8 protein-coding genes are annotated in these 20,478 nt (G+C 67.1%); 7 read left to right on the forward strand and 1 reads right to left on the reverse strand.

Translation table 11 applies throughout. The annotated features are described in order from the left end of the window. Nucleotides 1-26: 26 nt before the first annotated feature. Nucleotides 27-2,942, reverse strand: a complete 2,916-nt coding sequence (locus JX552_RS00595) for an MMPL/RND family transporter (RefSeq protein WP_241010825.1) — start codon at nt 2,940-2,942, stop codon at nt 27-29. A 453-nt stretch (nt 2,943-3,395) separates the two neighbouring features. Between JX552_RS00595 and JX552_RS00600 the strand changes: the two genes are divergently transcribed. The 7 genes from JX552_RS00600 to JX552_RS00630 are packed head-to-tail and all read left to right on the forward strand — an operon-like array spanning nt 3,396 to nt 20,467. Then, nucleotides 3,396-4,703 (forward strand): beta-ketoacyl [acyl carrier protein] synthase domain-containing protein, encoded by a 1,308-nt coding sequence (locus tag JX552_RS00600; protein WP_205875622.1) that lies wholly within the window; start codon nt 3,396-3,398, stop codon nt 4,701-4,703. Further along, nucleotides 4,703-7,681 (forward strand): mycobactin polyketide synthase MbtD, encoded by a 2,979-nt coding sequence (gene mbtD, locus JX552_RS00605; RefSeq protein ID WP_205875623.1) that lies wholly within the window; start codon nt 4,703-4,705, stop codon nt 7,679-7,681. Before JX552_RS00600 ends, mbtD begins: the two co-directional genes overlap by 1 nt. Then, nucleotides 7,678-13,983 carry a non-ribosomal peptide synthetase gene (locus JX552_RS00610; RefSeq protein ID WP_205875624.1) on the forward strand — a complete coding sequence of 2,102 codons (6,306 nt, stop codon included), beginning with the start codon at nt 7,678-7,680 and terminating at the stop codon, nt 13,981-13,983. The genes mbtD and JX552_RS00610 overlap by 4 nt, the downstream gene beginning before the upstream one ends. Continuing rightward, nucleotides 13,980-18,356, forward strand: a complete 4,377-nt coding sequence (locus JX552_RS00615) for an amino acid adenylation domain-containing protein (RefSeq protein ID WP_277396022.1) — start codon at nt 13,980-13,982, stop codon at nt 18,354-18,356. The genes JX552_RS00610 and JX552_RS00615 overlap by 4 nt, the downstream gene beginning before the upstream one ends. After that, the gene (gene mbtG / locus JX552_RS00620) at nt 18,353-19,639 is read left to right on the forward strand and encodes an NADPH-dependent L-lysine N(6)-monooxygenase MbtG (RefSeq protein WP_205875625.1); all 1,287 of its coding nucleotides are present in this window, start codon (nt 18,353-18,355) and stop codon (nt 19,637-19,639) included. The genes JX552_RS00615 and mbtG overlap by 4 nt, the downstream gene beginning before the upstream one ends. After that, on the forward strand, nt 19,617-19,841 hold the full coding sequence (locus JX552_RS00625; RefSeq protein WP_205875626.1) for an MbtH family protein: 225 nt from the start codon (nt 19,617-19,619) through the stop codon (nt 19,839-19,841). The genes mbtG and JX552_RS00625 overlap by 23 nt, the downstream gene beginning before the upstream one ends. Beyond that, on the forward strand, nt 19,838-20,467 hold the full coding sequence (locus JX552_RS00630; RefSeq protein WP_205875627.1) for a GNAT family N-acetyltransferase: 630 nt from the start codon (nt 19,838-19,840) through the stop codon (nt 20,465-20,467). The genes JX552_RS00625 and JX552_RS00630 overlap by 4 nt, the downstream gene beginning before the upstream one ends. Nucleotides 20,468-20,478 lie beyond the last annotated feature (11 nt).

Raw genomic sequence — 20,478 nt, forward strand, 5'->3', positions numbered from 1 at the left:
CGGTCGTGGTTGGCCATTCTTTCCTCCTACGTGCTTGCTGTTACGACTGGAACGTGAGTGTGGTTCGGCACCCGCATCGCGCGCGGCGGATGCCTGGACGGCCACCAATTGCCGTTGCCCATCAGTACCGCCAGTGCCGGCACGGTGACGGTGCGAACCAAGAAGGTGTCGAGCAGGAGTCCGGCACCGATCACGAAGCCCGCCTGGACCATGGTGCTGATGCTGCCGAACAACATGCCGAACATCGATGCGGCGAAAATCAGTCCCGCCGAGGTGATTACGCCCCCAGTGGTGCCCACCGTGCGGATGACGCCAGAGCGCAGGCCGCGCGACGACTCGTCACGAATACGGGAGATCAACAGTAGGTTGTAGTCCGCGCCGACAGCCACCAACACGATGAACGCCATGCCCGGCACGCTCCAGGCCATGGGTTGGCCGCCGATGAGCTGGAAGACGATCACGCCCACGCCCAGTGCCGATAGATACGAAACCACGACGGTGGCAACCAGATACAGGGGCGCCACCAGCGCCCGCAGTAGCAGGGCCAGAATGAGGAAGACGATGACTATCGTCATGATCACGATGAACCGCAGGTCGTGATCGTAGTAGTCGCGCATCTCGCTGTAGATCGGCGTCATGCCTGTCATGCCGATCGACGCGTCCGACAGTGACGTGTTGGCTTGCGCGCTGCGGGCCGCGTTGACGATGGCCCGGGTCTGGTCCATCGCGTTGCTGTCGAACGGCTCCAGCTTCGACTGGACCAGATAGCGCACGGCATGGCCGTCGGGTGAGACGAACGCCGACGCCATCGCCTGGAAGTCGGCGCTGTTCATCGCCTGCGGTGGAACGTAGAAGCCGGACATCCCCGGTTGTGAGGCGTTGTGTTTCATCGAAAGCAGCAGCTCTGACGCTTCGGCCAGGCTGCCGCCGAGCTGTTTGGTCTGGTCGGTCAAGCTGCGGACGCCGGTGGCCACCCGTTGGCTGCCGTTGGCCAGTGCATTCGCCCCCTGTTCCAGGCCGGCGAGTTGCTGCTGCAGGCGACTCGGGTTGAGGGCACGCAGCGTCTGGATGGCTCTGCTTACCAAAGCCCGGAGCTGCTGGGTTGGCACGGCGGATCCGGAATTGTTCTCGCGGGTGGCGACCAACCGCTGCAGCTGGCCGCGCGCGGTGCTGCAGAGTTGGTCGGTGCTGCAGGCCGGGCTGGCCTCCAGACCGGTCAACACGGAGTCCGCTTGGGCGAGAACCTCGTTGGGATTGACGGCGGGGCGGGAAGTGTTGAGCTGCTCCTGCATCAGTGTGAGTTCGTTGAGCAGCCCCGTGATGCGACCGATCGCCTGGCTCACCTGGTTATGCACGGCGGAGAGCTGATCGGCGAGCTGACGCGCACCGGAAGTCAGTGCGTCGAGGTCACCGCCGGCACCGGTGATCCGGCCGGAGGCATCGGACAGCCGTTGGCCGATCTCACCTGCCTGCCAACTGAGTTTGGCCTGCTCCAGCGGTTCCCCGGTCGGGCGTGTGACGCCCCGGACCAGATCGATGTCAGGCAACTGACTGACCCGCTGCGCCAGTTGCTCCAGGTCGGCGAGTGCCGTCGTGTTGCGGAGATCGTGTGGGGACTGAATGAAGATGTATTGCGGTGTACTCGAACTCGAGGGGAAATGGCGATCCAGTGCGGCATTGCCGACGTTGCTCTGCGCTGATGGCGGCAACGAGGTGCGGGCGTCGTAATTCGAGCGCAATAGCGGTACGCAGCCTGCCAACACGGCCAGGACCAACAGACTGCCCAACAGATGGGCTTTCGGCCGGCGAACGATGTGAACTCCGGACCGCCGCCACAACCGGCTGGTGCGGTCGTGTTTCGGCGCTGCCCAGCCCCGACGCCCGGCGATCACGAGCAGGGCCGGTAGCAGTGTGACCGCAGCCAGAAACGCGATGGAGATGGAAATAGCCAAAGCGGGTCCAACTGTGGAAAACACCTGCAAACGAGTGAAAGTCATGCCGAGGAAGGTGACCGCCACTGTTGCCGCCGAAGCCGCGATCACCTTTCCGATGCCCGTCAACGCAGACGCGACGGCGGCATCGGAAAACATGCCGCCGCGCACATTCTCGTGATAGCGGCTGATGACGAAGACCGAGTAGTCCACGCCGGCGCCAACCATCATCGCGGTCATGAAGACAACCGTCTGCTGCGAAATACCCAGGCCCACTCCGGCCAAACCAGAAACAACTTGCTGAGCGGCGACCAGGGAAACCGCGATGGTCACCAGCGGAAGCAACATGGTGACGAAGCTGCGATAGACCATAAACAGAATCAGCAGCACCATGGCAATGGTGGCGAATTCGATCACCCGCATGTCGCGCTCCCCGATACCCGCAAGCTCTGAGACGGTGGCCGCGATCCCGGTCGTGTTGGCGGTGATCCTCGACCCACTGACCGTTTGCTGTGCGGTCTCGGCGATTCGCGAGTAAGCCTCGTTGGCTCGTGGTGAACCCAGTTCTCCTGCCACTCCTACCGGAATGAACCACGCTTTACCGTCCTTGCTGGTCAGTACCTCGCGCAGCGCCGGTGTCGCGACGAAATCGTGCACGCTGGTGACGTCGTCGACGTCGCGTCGCAGCCTGTCCACCAAGATGCGGTAGACATCTTCGTCGGCGCTGTCGAGGCCTTGTTCATCGGTCAGAACCACCAGAGCCATGTTCTGCGACTCCGGTTCGCGAAACGCCTGCGTCATCTGGCGGCTCGCCACCATCGTGGGGGCATCGCTGGGCAGGATCTCTTCGGTGCGCTCGCGGACCACCTGTGTCAGCGCCGGCAGCGTGACCGACAGGGCGGCCGCCAGCACCACCCAGAGAACTACCCATAGCCACGGCCAACGCACCACGACTCGCGCAAGGCGTGGGAATATGCCTGTGGTCCGAAGGTGACCACGGGATGAGAACACCTATTCCAGACTACGCGGCGGGGCGACGCTCAGGACCGCCGCAATCACAACGGCGCCCCGGTAGTGGTACCAAATATGTTGTGGCCCTGTGAAAGTCAACGAACCTATGAGCGAGCTATGGGCTTGGTCACCTACCGGCGGCCGGTACGCACAGCCGCAGGCTCCATACGAATCCTATGAAATTGAGCGATAAGCGTTTACGCCTGGTCGGTTGGGGAATCAGTAACGCAACCGTTCACTAAGCGCGGATCGCGCGACAGTTCTGCCGGGCCGGACGGCGACCAACGGGGGTTGGCCGTGGGGATCACATGGCCCCGGCCGGGGTGAATGCCGGCCAAACCTGAATAACCGCAGTTGACGAACGGAAAGTCGTTCGTCCGACTGGCATTTGAAGGGAGAATCCGATGCCGTACGTTACGATCGCCGAACTCGCCGAACGTGGTCTGATTGCCGATGTCTGAGCGCACTCGGCACGGGGCCGATCCGGTGGTGATCATCGGAATGGCGCTCGAGGCACCCGGCGGCGTCGACAGCCCGGAAAGTTACTGGGCGTTGCTGTCGCAGCAGCGCGAAGGCATGTCTCCGCTACCAGCCGACCGGGGTTGGCCGATCGGCGACTTGCTCAGTGAACGCGACGGTTTCAAGAAGATTCACAACGCGGGTGGATTTCTCGCCGGTGCGGCCGCATTCGACCCGGGCTTCTTCGGCATCACGGTGCGCGAGGCCACGACAATGGATCCGCAACAGCGGGTCGCGCTGCGAGTCTCGTGGCGTGCCTTGGAGAGCAGTGGCATCAACCCCGACGATCTGGCCGGCCATGACGTCGGGTGTTACGTCGGCGCCTACTCCACCGGATACGGCCCGGATATGGCGAGCTTCTCGCGGCACAGCGGTCATCTGATCACGGGGTCGGCCTGCGGTGTGATCTCCGGCCGGATCGCCTACCTGCTCGGACTCGCCGGGCCGGCCATCACCGTCGACACCTCGTGTTCGTCGGCGCTGACCGCGCTTCACGTTGCGGTGCAGGCGTTGCGCTCCGGCGACTGCGATATGGCGTTGGCCGGTGGCGTCTGCGTGATGGGCTCACCTGGATTCTTCGTCGAGTTCTCCAAACAGCACGCGCTCTCCGACGACGGACGATGCCGGCCCTACAGCGCCCGGGCCAGCGGCACCGTCTGGGCCGAGGGCGCGGCGATGTATGTGCTGCAACGCAAGTCGGCAGCGCTGCGCAGCGGGCGCCGCATCCTCGCCGAGATCAGCGCCACCGCGCTCAATCAAGACGGCCGAAGCGCCGGCCTTTCCGCGCCGTCAGCTCAGGCGCAGAGCAAGCTGTTCCGCCGCGCTTTGGGCCAAGCCGGGCTGCGGCCCGAAGAGGTGGGAATGGTGGAAGGGCACGGCACCGGAACGCGACTGGGCGACCGCACCGAATTATGTTCGCTGACTGAGGTTTACGGCGACGCCGAGCCCGGTAGCGGCCCGGTGCTGGGCTCGGTGAAGTCGAACTTCGGCCATACCCAGGCCGCGTCCGGCGCACTCGGCCTTGCCAAGCTGCTGGTATCGGCTCAACACATGACCATTCCACCCACCCTGCATGCCGACCAGCCCAGCGACGAAGTCGATTGGGAGAATCAGGGGTTGCGCCTGGCGCACGACATGACGCCGTGGCCCGCGGTCGGCGGCTGCCGCCACGGCGCTGTTTCCGCTTTCGGTATCAGCGGTACCAACGCTCATCTGATCGTCTCCGTGCCGGAGGCAGCCTGATGGCCCCCGGACGACTACCTGACGGCCGGGTCCCGGTGTTGCTCAGCGCTCATGAGGACGAACTGATCGCTCAGGATGCGGCGGCAATCCTGAGATTCGTGAAGCAGGTTGGCGCAATCCCTGACATCCCCGGGGCAGTGGCGACCACCTTGCTCCGTACCCGCCGTGTCCGCCGTCACCGCGCGCTCATCCGCGCCGCTGATCGGACCGAACTGGAGGACGGCCTGCGCGCGCTGGCCCAGGGAGACGACCACCCCCTGGTGGCCCGCTCTACTGAAAAGCCCGCGTCGAAAACCGCGTTCGTCTTTCCGGGGCAGGGCCGCGAATGGCCGTCGATGGGAGCCGAGGCGTACGAAGGTATTCCGGCCTACCGGGGCCAAGCGCAGCAGTGTGCGCAGGCATTCACCGCGGCGGGACTACCCTCGCCGCTGCGTTACCTGCGGTGCGACCGATCTCGCGACTTCTCGCAAACCGAGGTTCAGGCTGCACACTTCACCCACGCGGTCAGCCTGGCGCAGGTCTGGCGATCAGGTGGGGTAGCACCCGAGATCACCATCGGGCACAGCCTGGGCGAGGTGGCCGCCGCGTATGTGGCAGGCGTCATCTCGCTGCCGGCCGCGGTCGGCGTAGTCGGCGCGCGTGCTGCCGTCGTGGGCCGGCTGCCGGGCCGTTACGGTATGGCGGCCCTGGGGGTCGGCGCCGATCAGGCCAAGGCGCTGATCGCTGAAACGCCTGGGTGGCTAGAGATCTCGGTATTGAACTCCGCGTCGTCGAGCGTCGTGTCCGGAGATCGCGCCGCCGTCGCCGCGTGCGTGCGGCTGGCCGAGCAACGCGGCGTCTTCGCGCGCCAGCTGGCCGTCGATTTCCCGGCCCACACCAGCAGGCTCGAAACACTGCGCACGAGTTTCGGCGATCTCCTGCCGGTGGCCACCTTTCGGGACGGGGCGGTGGATTTCGTCAGCTCAGCCCACGGCGACGTCGTCGGCGCGGACGCCGACTTCAACAGCTACTGGTATGAGAACCTCCGCAATACGGTGCGTTTCGGCGCGGCGGTGAACTGCGCCGCACAGCGCGGGGCGGGCACGTATATCGAGATGTCGGCACACCCGTCGCTGCTGTACGCAATCGGGGAACTTGCCGAAGACGCGTTGGTGGTCGGATCGGGTAGCCGGGACGAACCGATCGCCGATCGACTGTCCGCCGGCATCGCCACGGTCGGGGTGCACGACGCGCGGTTCCGGAGGCCGGACCCGCAGGGCTCGGCGGGCCCACCGCTGTTGTGGGGCTTTCCGCCAGCGCCCATGCGGGGGCTTCACCTGTGGGCAACCGCCGAGCCGGTGACGCCCGCCCCGGCCGCACATCCGAGAGTTTTCCACGAGCAGTGGGAGTCACGTCCGCCGACCCGCGATGACGGCGGGTTCCCACCATCCGGCGCCTTGGTGATCGAACCACCCGGGGACGCCAACGATGCTGTGGCACAGCTATTGACGGACGCCGCCGCGGCGCAGCACCAGTTCCGGCTGACCGGGCGCGAGGAGGCCGAGGTGGCCGTCATCGTCGCACCGGCCATTGCGCAGGCCGACGTAGGCGAAGCGGCAGACCAGCTGGCACGTGGTGCCGGCATGATCGAATACCGCCGTCTGATCGGTCCGAACTGCCGGCGCGTCTGGTTGGTCACCACGGGCGCAGAGCAGGTGCACCGGGACGACCCGCGGGGACTGCCCGGGCAGGCGGCTCTGACGGCGATGCATCGCAGCGTCGGGTTCGAGTTTCCCGACGTCACCTTCGCCCACCTCGACCTGCCCAGCGCCGGGGCCGACATCCACACCGCTCGCTGCTGTGTCGATCAACTGATGAGCCCGGACACCGAAATCGCGCTGCGGCGCAACGGCTCTGAAGAATCGCTGGTGCACAGGTTCGTCCCCACCCTGCGGGAAGACGTGGCACCCAGCGCGCCGATGGCAACGACGGCACGGGACAACGTGGTGATCACCGGCGGCAATGGCACTATCGGCCAGCGCTACGCCCGCCACTGCATCGCCGCCGGCGCGCGCCGGATCGTCCTGCTCAGCCGCAGGGGTGGGGCCACCGCGGAGCTGCAGCGATCAGCGGCGGATTCCGGCACGGAGCTGCACGCACCGGTCTGCGATATCACCGACCCCCGCGCGGTGAAGGCAGCGGCGGACGAGTTCGCCGGAGAGGGAGCCACGCTGTTGATCCATGCGGCGGGTGCCGCGACTTTCGCCCCACATGACCAACTGACTGCCGACGACCTGACCGGGGTCTTGTCCGCCAAGATCACCGGGCTCGAGCGGATGGTCGAAGGGTGGCCCCTTGCTGCGAGTGCGCGAATCCTACTGTGCTCCTCGGTATCCGGAGTGTGGGGCGGCTACGGTCATGCCGCATACGCGGCCTCCAACCGACTGCTCGACAGCCTGGCCGCCGAGCTGCGCGCCGATGGCAGGGACTGCACCGCGGTGCGGTGGGGTCTATGGCAGGACACCACCATCGCCGACGGGCAGGAGATCACCCGCATCGAGCGCTCGGGGCTGATCGCGATGGATCCCGACGCGGCCGTCTCACTCAGCCTCAGCCAACAGTGCAACGACCCGCTGATCGTCGCCGCCGACCTGGCCCGGCTACGAACCTTCTTCGAGAGTCAAGGGCTGAGCATGCCATTTGCCACACACGTCACCGAATCTGCCGCAGAAGTGAGGCCACCGTCGGGTGCATCCGTCGCCGACGTGGTGCGTGTCGAGATCGCGACCGTGCTCAGTCTTGACGGACCGGCGTCGGTGGACCTGAACGTCGCGCTGGTTGACCTCGGTGCCGACTCCATGCTGGCGCTCGACCTGCGTGACCGGTTGCGCCGAGCAACCGGCGAATCGATCGCCGCGGCAAGACTTTTGGGCGGTATGACCGGCAGCGACCTCATCGATGCCCTGACCCCGGATAGAAAGGGTGAAACCCCCGCGTGACTGCAATCACCGATCACGATGCTCTGTCGAACATCTGCGCGTCCTATCGTCTCAGGGGGTGTGTCGACACCGAGCGGTTGCATCGGGCGCTGGACGCTGTCGCCGCCCGACATCCGGTGTTGCGCAGTACGTATGCCGCCGACGACGATCGCGCTGAAATTCACGACGAGCTACGTCCCACCTTCGCCGCACACGATCTGTCCGAACTCGCCGTGCAGGCTCAGCGGCTACGGCTGGAAGTGTTGGCGCAGCGCGACTTTCGTCGCCCGTTCGAGCTGACCTCGGAATCGCCACTGCGGATGACCGCCATACGACTGAGCTCCGAGGAGGTGGCGCTCCTGGTCACCGCACACCACCGCGCCTGGGACGACGGCTCCTGGTCGCCGTTCTTCGCCGACCTGACTCAGGCCTATGCGGATCCGGAACGCGTCGCCGCTCCGGTGCCGGTCGCGGCGCGGTCCGGCGATCACACCGAGGACGACCTGAACCACTGGCGGGCGGTCCTGGCGGACCTGCCCGAACCGCTGGAACTTCCCGGACCCCACGGCTCGGCGATTCCGGGTCACAGGCGGGCACAGCGGGTAACGCAGCTGCTCTCCGCGCAAACCCTCGAGCGGGTGGAGACCTTGGCCCGGGAAACCGGTACCACCCCCTACACGGTGCTGCTGGCGGCCTTCGCGGCGGTGTTGCACCGCTACACCCACACCACCGATCTACTGATCGCCGCCCCGGTCAGCCACCGTGACGCCGAGAGCTCGATCGGCAACTTCGCCCGCTCGGTGCCGATCCGCGCGTATCCGCAACCGCACCAGACCTTCCGCGAGTTGTTGACCCAGACCCACCAGGCGGCGGGCGGCGCTTTCGCCCATCGGCACGTCGACGTGGAGCCGCTGCTCGACGAGATCGATCCCGCGCACCAGGCGGCGGCGCGGGTCAGCTTCGGGTTGCTCGAATCCGATGGCGGCGGGTTCTGCCCGCCCGGGGTGTCGTGCAGCCCGGGGGATTTGCACGGGCAGTCCGGACGCCTGCCGCTGAGCATCAAGGTAGCGCCGGCCGACGGCCGGGTGGAGGCGGAGTATCTGGTCGAGATCCTGGATCCGCCGCTGGCCGGCCAACTGCTGGAGCATTACGCGGTGCTGCTCGACAGCGCCCTGACGGACCCCGATCGGCAGCTGCGCCGGCTGACGCTGCTCAGCGAATCCGAAGCGGAGTGGATGCGCGAAGTCTCAGCCGGCGAGCAGGTTTCGATCCCACCGAGCACGATCGCCGCGCTGGTCGCCGACCGTGCCGCGGCGTCGCCCGACAACGTGGCCGTGGTTTACGAGGGTCGCCGGTACAGCTACCGCGAGATCAACGCTGAGGCGAACCGCCTGGCGCACTGGTTGATCGCCCAGGGTGTCGGCTCGGAGGATCGGGTCGCCGTGTTGCTCGAGAAGTCTCCTGAGCTCGTCGTCACCGCACTCGGCATCCTCAAGTCCGGAGCCGTCTATCTTCCCGTCGACCCGACCTATCCGCCCGAGCGCCTGTCGTACATCCTCGACGACGCCGAGGCCAAACTTGTTCTGCGCGAACCGGTCACCGGTCTGTCGGAGTACCCCGATACCGATCCCGGGCCTGATCAGCTGATCCGTCCCCTGCGCCCGGATAACACCGCCTACCTGATCTACACGTCCGGGTCGACCGGATTGCCCAAGGGCGTCCCCGTGCCGCATCGGCCGATTGCCGAGTATTTCGTCTGGTTCGGGGGCAAGTACCAGGTGGACGAGACGGACCGGCTACTGCAGGTGGCTTCGCCGGGATTCGACGTGTCCATCGCCGAGATCTTCTGTCCGCTGGTGTGCGGTGCGCGGCTGGTGATTCCGCGGCCCGACGGTCTACGCGACATCAACTATTTGACCGAACTGCTGTACCGCGAAGGCATCACCTCGATGCATTTCGTGCCGTCGCTGCTGGGGCTGTTCCTGTCGCTACCGGGTGTCAACCAGTGGCGGACGCTACGGCGGGTTCCGATCGGTGGCGAACCGCTGCCCGGCGAGATCGCCGACAAGTTTCATGCGACTTTCGACGCGCTGCTCTACAACTTCTACGGACCGACCGAAACCGTGGTCAACACCACCAGTTACCAGGTGGAGGGCACCCAGGGCACCCGGATCGTGCCGATCGGACGGCCCAAGCTCAACACGCAGGTCTACCTGCTCGACGACGCGCTGCAGCCGGTGCCGGTCGGAGTGATCGGCGAGATCTACATCGGTGGTACGCACCTGGCGCACGGCTATCATCGCCGGCCGGCGCTGACCGCGGAACGTTTCGTGGCAGATCCGTTCACGCCCGGCGCCCGGCTGTACCGTTCCGGCGACCTGGCTCGCCGAGATGCGGACGGGGCGGTCGAATTCGTGGGCCGCGCCGATGAGCAGGTGAAGATTCGCGGCTTCCGGATCGAGCTCGGAGAGATCGCCGCGGCGATCTCCGTCGACCCGAGCGTGGGTCAGACGGTCGTGATCGCCGCGGATCTGCCGCAGCTGGGCAAGAGCCTGGTGAGTTATCTGACGCCGACCGACGGCGACACGACATCGGTTGACGTGGAACGCATCCGGGCCCGGGTGGCCGCCGCACTGCCGGATTACATGACTCCCGCCGCCTATGTCGTCATCGACGAGATCCCGATTACCACGCACGGCAAGATCGACCGGAAGGCGTTGCCGCAACCGGAAATCACCTCCGAGGCCGAGTTTCGGGAGCCGACCACGGCCACCGAGCGCACGGTGGCAGGCCTGTTCGCTGATCTGCTGGGTGCCGGGCGGGTCGGTCTAGAGGACTCGTTCTTCGATCTGGGCGGACATTCACTGGCCGCCACCAAACTGGTCGCGGCGATCCGCGCCGAATGCGGCGTCGCCATCGGCATCCGCGACATTTTCGAGTCGGAGACGGTAGCCCAGCTGGCCGAGCTGATCGACCGAGCGGAACCGGATGCGGACAGCCCCGCACGGCCCGCATTGGTAAAGACGGCCCACGAGGGCCGGTCGCCGTTGTCGGCCGCGCAGCTGCGAAGTTGGTTTGCCTATCAGATCGAGGGACCCAGCGAGGTCAACAACATTCCGTTCGTCGCGCGACTGAGCGGACCGTGCGACGTCGACGCATTGGTGGCCGCACTCAGCGATGTCGTAGCGCGCCACGAAATCCTGCGTACCACCTACGGCGACGTCGCGGGTGTGCCGCACCAGGTCATCAATGCTCCGATGGAGGTGCCGGTGCGGCAGGCGGTCGGCGACAGCGAGGCGTGGCTGCAGGAGCAACTCGACGCCGAGCGCCGCCATGGTTTTGAGCTCGAACATGACTGGCCGATCCGTGCCGCGGTGCTGCACACCGGTCCGGACGGTCAGGAGCATGTGGTGTCGCTGGTGGTGCACCACATCGCCATTGATCACTGGTCGGGGGGCGTACTGTTCGCCGATCTGCTCACCGCGTATCGCGCGCGGAAGGCGGGTCGGGAGCCTTCATGGGCACCGCTGCCGGTTCAATACGCGGACTACGCAGCCTGGCAGGGCGAGCTACTGGCCGATCCGGACGACGAGTCGGGAATCGCCGGCGCTCAACGCAAATACTGGATGCGCCAACTGGAGGGGATCCCCGAAGACACCGGACTTCGACCCGACCTGCCGCGGCCGCCGGTACCCAGCGGCGCCGGCGACTCGGTCGAATTCAGCATCGACACCCACACCAGGGCCAGGCTCGGTGAGTTGTGCCGCGAACTGGGCGTGACCGAGTTCATGGTGCTGCAGGCCGCGGTCGCCGTGGTGCTGCACAAGGCCGGCGGCGGGGTGGACATACCGGTGGGGACCCCCATCGCATCCCGCACAGAAGCCGAGCTCGACCAACTGGTCGGCTTTTTCATCAACATCCTGGTTCTGCGCAACGACCTGACCGGCAACCCGTCACTGCGCGAAGTGCTCGGCCGAGTTCGCGATACCGCCCTGGGCGCCTATGGGCACCAGGATCTGCCGTTCGAGCAGGTGGTCGACGCCGTCAATCCGGCCCGATCGCTAGCGCGCAACCCGCTGTTTCAGGTTGTCGTCCACGTACGCGACCACCTGCCCGCCGCGCAGGTGATCGAAGCCGATGCGTCCGGCGACACGGTATTCACCGCGCTCGAGCCGCCCTTCGACATCGCGCCCGCCGATCTGAGCGTGAACTTCTTCGCCACCGAGGGGCGATATCAGGGCAAGATCGTCTACCGCAGCGAGCTGTATCGCCGCGGCACCATCGAGCGTCTGGCCGGCTGGCTGACGCAGGTCGTCAACCTCTTCACCGAGGACGCCGATCGGCGGTTGCGCGACGTTCCGCTGCTCGACGACCGCGAGCGGCACCGCATTCTCACCGAGTGGAGCCGTGGCCCCGAGCCGCCGACCGAGCGCCCGCTCACCATCGCCGCGCTGCTCGAGCCGAGCCGCCGCTGGGACGACGATCGCATCGCTCTGCGCTGTGGCTCCGAGAAGATCGATTACCCTGCGCTGCATCGCCGTTCGGACAACTTCGCCTCGTTGCTCGGCGACCTCGGCGTGGGGCCGGGATCGCTGGTGGGCCTGTCTACGCGACGCGGCATCGACATGGTGGTGGCGCTGGTCGGCATCATGAAGGCCGGCGCGGGGTTCTTCCCGCTGGATCCGGGTTACCCCACCGCACGCAAACAGTTGATGCTCGACGACGTCGCGCCACGGGTCGTCGTGGCGACCGCCGAGGCCGCCGACACCTTGCCGGAATGCGTCGGCACGACGGTGGTCGTGCTCGATGATCCCGGGCTGCAGCGGGCACTCGACCGCCCGCTGCAACACGACATCGGGTTGCCCGCGGCCCATCCCGACGATCCGATGTACTTGGTGTTCACCTCCGGATCGACGGGAACCCCGAAGGGCGTGCTCGGCACGCACCGGTCGATGACGAGCCGGCTGAACTGGCAGCTGTGGAATTATCCGTTGCCGGGCAACGACATTCGATTGGCGCAGGCATCCTGGACCTTCCTGGAAGGCTGCATGGAGACGTTGGGCGGCTTGGCCGCCGGCGCGACCACTATCCTCGCCAACGACGCCGAGCACCGCGACCCCGAGGCGCTGGCCGCGCTGGTGCGCGAACATTCGGTGGCACAGGTGACCGCCGTGCCGAGTCTGGTCTCGACGATCGTGGATGCCTGGCCGGAATCGCTGCGCCCCCTGCACCGGCTGGTGTGCGGCGCCGAGCCGATGACCGCTGCGCTGCACCAGCGGTTGTTGGCCAATTATGGCGGGGGCGACGGTCCGGAACTGCTGAACAACTTCGGCGCGACCGAAACGTCCGGCGCACTGGTCCGTGGACCGCTGACGCCCCCGGTGCCGCTGCTGGGCACCCCGATGCCCGACTCGCAGGTGTATCTGCTCGACGAGGCTCTGAAACCGGTGCCCGTTGGGGTGGTCGGCGAATTGTATTATGCCGGTGCGCAATTGGTGCGTGGATATTGGAAAAGGCCGGGTCTCACGGCGTCGCGGTTCGTGCCCGATCCGTACTCCTCCAAGCCGGGGGCACGGTTCTACCGCAGCGGTGACCGGGCTCGCTGGACCGACGACGGTCGCCTGGAATTCGTTGGCCGTGCCGACCATCAGGTGAAGGTCCGCGGCTTCCGGGTCGAGCTCGGCGAGGTCGAGGCCGCGCTGCGGGATGTGGACGGGGTGGCTGTTGCGGCGGTGCGCACCTGGGACGTCGACGGCACCACCACCCTGGCCGGTTACGTCGCACCCCGCGAACCGACCGCCGGCGAGTCCGACAAGGCGGAGTTCGCGGCCATGGTGCGCGGCGCAGCCGCCGCCGTGCTGCCCGCGTACATGCTGCCGTCGTCGATCACCGTGCTCGACGAGATGCCCAAGACGGAATCGGGCAAGCTCAACCGGCCCGGCCTGCCGAGGCCGGCAGTGAGTACCTCCGGCCACCGGGAGCCGCCCCGCACCGACACCGAGCGGGCGTTGGCCGACGTTTTCGTCGGTCTGCTGCCGATCACCGAAATCGGCCGGCATGACGACTTTTTCGCCCTCGGCGGAGACAGCATCCTGTCGGTGCAGCTGGCCGCCCGGGCACGTGCGGCCGGCCTTGCGGTCAGTCCACGGATGGTATTCGAGCACCCGACCATCCAGGAGCTTGCCGCGGCGCTGGATTCGGGTCAGGACGGCACCGGCGCGGACGCCGACGTCCGTCACGAGCCGATGAGCGCATCCGGGCTGTCAGACCAGGATCTCGCCGCGGTGACGGCGGCCTGGGCCACCGATGGCGGCAGCCGGTGACCACGACTCAAACCGGCATGCCACCGGGCATCGAGGATGTGATGGCACTCAGCCCCCTCCAGGAGGGGCTGTACTCGTTGACCACGTTGACGGAATTCTCCGCCGAAGACCCGTATCTGATCGGGATGACCGCGGACATCTCCGGTCCGTTGAATCCGGAGCTGCTCAAGGACTGCGCCGCAAGAATGTTGGTGCGGCATCCGAATCTACGGGCCAGCTTCACGAGCCGGAATATTGCGCGTCCGGTACAGATCGTCCCGTCCGGTGTCGATTTGCCGTGGCGCCAGGTACGGGCGACCCGCGCCGAGCTCGAGCGGCTCGGGGCGGCGGAACGAGCGCGGCCTTTCGATTTCGAACGGACACCGGCGATCCGCTTCCTGCTTGTCGAACTGCCCGACGATCAGTGGCACCTGGTCATCACCGCGCACCACATCGTCATCGACGGGTGGTCGCTGCCGGTGTTCGCGGCCGAGTTGATCGCGCTCTACGGCGCCGGCGGAAACACGCAGGTCTTCCCCGACAGCCCGCGTCCCTACCGGGACTACATCGGGTGGCTGTCCGGACATGATCGCACGGCAAGCGAACGGGTATGGCGGGAGTACCTCGCCGGACTGAGCGCCCCGACGATGCTTGCGCCCACCATGGCCGGCTCGGCGCCGCGCGCCGGCTTACCGCGGCGCACCGAGCTGCGCGCCGGCCCCAGGGTGACCGCTGCGCTGGCCGAAGGTGCCCGCTCCCGGGGGATCACCGTCAACACGTTGATGCAGATGGCGTGGGCCTCGGTGTTGTCGAGGTTGACCGACCGCGACGATGTGGTATTCGGCGTCACCGTCTCGGGCCGGCCCGCTGAGCTGTCCGGTGTGGAAAGCATGATCGGGCTGTTCATCAACACCGTTCCACTGCGGGTCCAGCTGGATCCGGACACCGATGTCGGCGCCCAGTGCCTTGCCGTGCAACGCGATGCGGCGATGCTGCGCGATCACGGCTACCTCAGCCACGCCACGCTACGGGCCCTGGGCGGTGTCGGAGAGATGTTCGACACGCTGCTGGTCTACGAGAACTTCCCGACCGCCGGACTTGGCGAAGGTGCCGAATTTGCCTCGGGCGGGGTCACATTCCGGCCGGCCGGGCTGGAGAGCGTGACACATTTCCCGGTTACGCTGGCCGCCCATATGGCCGGTGATGAACTGGTGCTCCTGATCGAGGTGCTCGACGGTGCGCTGGGTGCGACGACCAGCGAATCACTGGGCCGCAGAGTGCTTTTGACCGCGAAAAGGTTGCTTTCGCTGTGGCAGCGGCCGCTGCGCGAGCTCAGCGTTTTGATCGACGAAGAGGACCGGCCGCTGCGTGCCACCCACACACCGCCGGCGCGGCCGGCAACGGGCTTTCACACCCGTTTCGCCGCGATCGCCGACACGAGCCCGCAAGCCACCGCGCTGAGCTGGGCCGGCGGCGCGATGAACTACGCCGAACTCGACGCCGCAGCCAACCGGGTGGCCGCTCTGCTGCTGGACCGTGGGGTCGAGGCCGAGACCCCGGTGGCAATCCGGCTTGCCCGCGGCCACACCTACGTCGTCGCGCTGCTCGGGGTGCTCAAAGCCGGCGGCGTCAGCGTCCCGATGGAGCCCGGCACCCCGCCGGAACGGGTGACATCGATCCTGCGTCAGACGGGCGCGACCATCGTCGTGGACGACGGCCTGCTGTCGGATGCCGAGGCGGGATCTGGGGACTACCGGCCGGTCACCGTGGATCCGCAACAGGCGGCCTACCTGGTATTCACCTCGGGGACCACCGGGGAACCCAAGGGCGTCATCGGAACTCATGCTGCGCTGGGCGCCTACGCCGACGACCACATCGACCGTGTGCTGCAACCCGCCGCCGACCGGTTGGGCCGCCGCCTGCGTATCGCGCACTCGTGGTCGTTTGCCTTCGACGCGGCGTGGCAGCCGTTGGTCGGGCTACTCGACGGCCACGCCGTGCACGTGGTCGGCGAACACACCCAGCGCGACGCCGAGGCGCTGGTCGAGACCATGGTCGAGCACCGGATCGACATGATCGACACGACGCCGTCGATGTTCACCCAACTGCGGGCCTTCGGATTGCTGACCACCAACGCCCTGTCCGTGCTGGCGCTGGGCGGCGAAGCCATCGGCCCGCCGATGTGGCAGGCGATTCGCGACGAATGCGCTCGCACCACAACTGCCGCCTACAACTGCTACGGTCCCACCGAGACGACGGTCGAGGCAGTGGTGGCGGACATCATCGCATGCCCGGCGCCGACGATCGGTAGGCCCACTGCGCAGACCCGCGGCTACGTGCTGGATTCCGGGATGCGTCCGGTGCCGCACGGGGTTCCCGGCGAATTGTATTTGGCGGGACCGCAACTGGCCCGCGGCTACCTGGGCCGGGCGGCCGAGACGTGCACCCGTTTCGTCGCCGACCCATTCCAACCCAGCGCCCGGATGTACCGCACCGGTGACGTGGTGCGCCGTCAACCAGACGGTTCGCTGCAGTACCTCGGCCGTGCCGACGCGCAGGTGAAGATCCGCGGCTATCGCGTCGAACCCGGCGAAATCGCCGCGGCCCTGGAAACCCATCCCGCGGTGCGACACGCACACGTGGTGGTGCGGGACCAACAGCGCCGTCCAGCCCTGACCGCCTACGCCGCCACCGTGAACGGTTCCGGACCCAGCGCCGCCGAGCTGCGCGCCGCGGTCGGTGAGCGGCTGCCGCGCTACATGGTGCCCCAGCGCATCGTCATCGTCGACAACCTCCCGCTGACCGCCAACGGCAAATTGGACGAGGCGGCCCTCGACGGCATCGGCGCCCGCACCGCCGTGACCACGACACCCGAGACCGACACCGAAAGGCAACTGGCCGAACTGCTTTCGGAGCTGCTCGGCCAGCGGGAAGTGGATGTCACGGCGGATTTCCTGGAACTCGGGCTGGACAGCATTTTTGCCTTGTCGGTGGTGCAGGCGGCGCGACGCCGTGGGATCCCGCTGCGCGCGCGGCTGATCCTCGAATGCGTCAACGTTCGCGAACTCGCCGCGGCGATCGACGCCGGGGAGGCCGCACCGAATCGTCATGACGAGCAGCGCGGTCAGCCAATCCCCTTGTTGCCCAACGCGCGCTGGCTCTACGAGTACGGCGAGCCGCGGCGGCTCGCGCAGACCGAGGCGCTTCGGCTGCCCGCCGACATCGACGGCGACCGGCTGCGGGCGGCGCTGTTCACCGTCATCAGCGGCCACGAAGTACTGCACACCTGCCTGGACCGAGCGACCATGACGCTGGTGCCCGCACCGGTCACCGACCTGCTCGATGAGGTGGTTGTGCCGGGCGACCTGCGGGACGCGGTCCGCGAACACACCGAACGGGCGCTGGCAGAGCTTGATCCGGAACGGGGCGCACTGCTGTCAGCCACCTGGCTGCGGCCGCCCGGTGGGGAGAGCGTGTTGGTGATCACCGCCCACGTGCTGGCCATGGATCCGGCGTCGTGGCGGGTGGTGCTGGGTGAACTCGACGCCGCCCTACATGCCCTGGCTGCGGGCCATTCGCCGGCCCCCGGTAGCGAGCACACCAGCTATCGGCAGTGGGCGCACGCGCTCACCAGCCGCGCCAAAACCCTGGATAGCAGCTCGTTTTGGCTGTCCCAGCTGGACGGAGACGACCCCGACCTCGGGGCTCGCCGGATCGAGCCCGACCGCGACCGGGCTCGCGACCTACTGGTCCGTCCGTGGGTCACCGATGCCGAAACCACCGTTCGATTGCTGGGGATCGGCGTTCCGATGTTCGAGGTACTGGTCGCCGGCGCGGCGCGGACTGTCAACCGGTGGCGAAACACCCGCGAGCAGCGAACGCCGCCGCCGCTGCTGGCACTCGAAACCCACGGCCGCGCGGACTCTCTGGTCGACGACACGATCGATACGTCTGACACCGTCGGACTGCTGAGCACCATCTACCCGCTGCGGGTGCACGCCACCGACCCGCAGCACGTGGCGGAGCAGCTGGCCGCGATCCCCGGCGGCGACATCGACTACGGGCTGCTGCGCTATCTGCGCAGCGACACCGCCGCCGAGTTCAAGAAGCGGGCGGGCCCGCAATTGCTGCTGAATTACCTGGGGCGCACCGACGCCGGTGCCGTCGGGACCGACCTGCGGCTGGACCGTGAACTGCTCGGTGGACTGCCGCAGCTGCCCGAGCCCGACATCGCGGTCCGCCATGAGCTGGTCATCATGGCCACACTTGTCGGCAGCGGCGACCAGCAGCTGTTGCTGACCCAGTGGCGCGCGCTGCCCGACATCCTCGCGGAGTCCGATCTGACTGCGCTGCAAACAATCTGGAACGAGGAACTCAAGGAGATGGTGTCATGACCAGGCTCGGGGTAATCGGCGCCGGCGCCAAAGCGGTCGCCGTGGCCGCCAAGGCTTCGGCGTTACGTGCCATGGGTGTCGACACACCCGAGGTGGTGGCTGTCGAGCGAACCGGAGTAGCCGCCAATTGGCAGGCCAGCGGCGGCTGGACCGACGGTGCCCAGCACCTGGGCACCAGCCCGGAAAAGGACGTCGGCTTCCCCTACCGGTCGTCGCTGGTGCCGCGCCGCAACGCCGAACTCGACGAGCGGATGACCGTCCACAGTTGGCAGTCCTACCTGATCGCCACCGGCCAGTTCGCGCAATGGATCGACCGCGGTCGCCCGGCGCCGACCCACCGCCGGTGGGGCCAGTACCTGAGGTGGGTCGCCCAACGTGTCGATATGACCGTCGTCTACGGAGAGGTCGATCGCATCGCCGTCGACGGTCGGCAGTGGGCGCTGCGCACCCCGGAAGGCACCGTGCACACCGACGCGCTGATGATCACCGGGCCGGGCCAACCCGAGCGCACCCTGCTGCCGGGCAACCCACGGGTGATGTCGATCGCGCAGTTCTGGCACCGCGCCGCCGCGCACGACCGGATCAGTGCCGAACGAGTCGCGATGATCGGCGGCGGCGAGACCGCGGCGGCGATGCTCAATGAGCTATTCCGCCACTCCATTTCGACGATCACGGTGATCTCCCCGCAGGTCACGCTGTTCACTCGCGGTGAAGGCTACTTCGAGAACGCGCTGTTCTCCGATCCATCCGAATGGACGGCCCTGACGCTGGCCGAACGCCGTGACGCGATCGCCCGGACCGACCGCGGGGTCTTTTCCGCGACCGTGCAGGACGCACTTATGGCCGACGACCGGATCCGGCATCTGCGGGGACGCGTCGCGCACGCCGTCGCCCGTGACGATCAGATCCGGCTCACGCTGAACACCAACCGCGGCAGCGAAAACTTCGAGACCGTGCACGGTTTCGATCTCGTCATCGACGGCTCCGGCCTCGACGCGCTGTGGTTCACCACGCTGTTCAGCCAGGACGCGCTCGATCTGCTCGAACTCGGGCTGGGCGGGCCGATGACCGGTGACCGGTTGCGCGAATCGATCGGTCACGACCTCGCGGTCAACGACGTCTCGCCGAAGTTGTTCTTGCCCAATCTCGCCGGACTGAACCAGGGGCCGGGGTTCCCCAACCTCAGTTGCCTGGGCATGCTGTCCGACCGGGTTCTGGGAGCCGACCTGTCCGGTAACGACCCCGCAATGAGGAGGAGCTATGAGCACCAACCCCTTCGATGACGAGACCGCCACCTTCATCGTGGTGACCAACGACGAAGACCAGCACAGTCTGTGGCCTACCTTCGTCGAGGTACCCGCGGGCTGGCAGCGGGTGTTCGGCGCGGCGGGCCGCGCGGAGTGTCTGCAATTCGTCGAGGAGAACTGGACCGACATGCGGCCGAAAAGCCTTCGTGAGGCGATGAATGCGCAGGCCACGCCGTGAGCGACACGGATGTGCTGTTGCCGCGCGAGCGTACCGAGCTTCCCGACGAGGTCCGCGAGATCCCGCCGCCGCCGTCCCGGCCGGAACTGCCCGCCCCATACGCATTCCGGCTGGCCGATCCGGAGGACGATGCCGACATGATCGCCGAGTGGATGCGCCGGCCGCATCTGGCCGAAGCCTGGGAATACGTCTGGCCCACGTCGCGGTGGCGCCGCTATCTGCTCGCCCAACTGCAGGGCAGCTACTCGCGGCCGTTCGTCGCCAGTATCGACGGGTGCGACCACGCTTATATCGAACTGTATTGGGCGGCAAAGGATTCGATCGCCACCCGGTACGAGTACGACCCACACGACCTGGGCATCCATGCCGCCATCGCCGACCCGGCGATCACCAACAAGGGCATTGCGCAGTTCGTGTTGCCGCACTTCGTGGCCAGCGTGCTCACCAGTGAGCCGCAGTGCCGTCGGGTGATGTTCGACCCGGATCACCGGAACAAGGGTGCGCGCCGGTTCTGCGAGAGCGCGGGCTGCGTCTTCCTCGGCGAGCACGATATGTCGAATCGCCGAATGGCGCTGTACGCACTCCCTCGCACGCCCGACGACGCTCCGCGCCCGCGGGCGTCGTAGGCCGGACAACC

Origin of the sequence: Mycobacterium gordonae (assembly GCF_017086405.1) — a bacterium.
GTDB lineage: Bacteria > Actinomycetota > Actinomycetes > Mycobacteriales > Mycobacteriaceae > Mycobacterium > Mycobacterium gordonae_D.

Coding starts and splice junctions, on each gene's coding strand:
- JX552_RS00600 (WP_205875622.1), top strand. CDS start 3,396: ATGTCTGAGCGCACTCGGCACGGGGCCGATCCGGTGGTGATCATCGGA.
- mbtD (WP_205875623.1), top strand. CDS start 4,703: ATGGCCCCCGGACGACTACCTGACGGCCGGGTCCCGGTGTTGCTCAGC.
- mbtG (WP_205875625.1), top strand. CDS start 18,353: ATGACCAGGCTCGGGGTAATCGGCGCCGGCGCCAAAGCGGTCGCCGTG.
- JX552_RS00625 (WP_205875626.1), top strand. CDS start 19,617: ATGAGCACCAACCCCTTCGATGACGAGACCGCCACCTTCATCGTGGTG.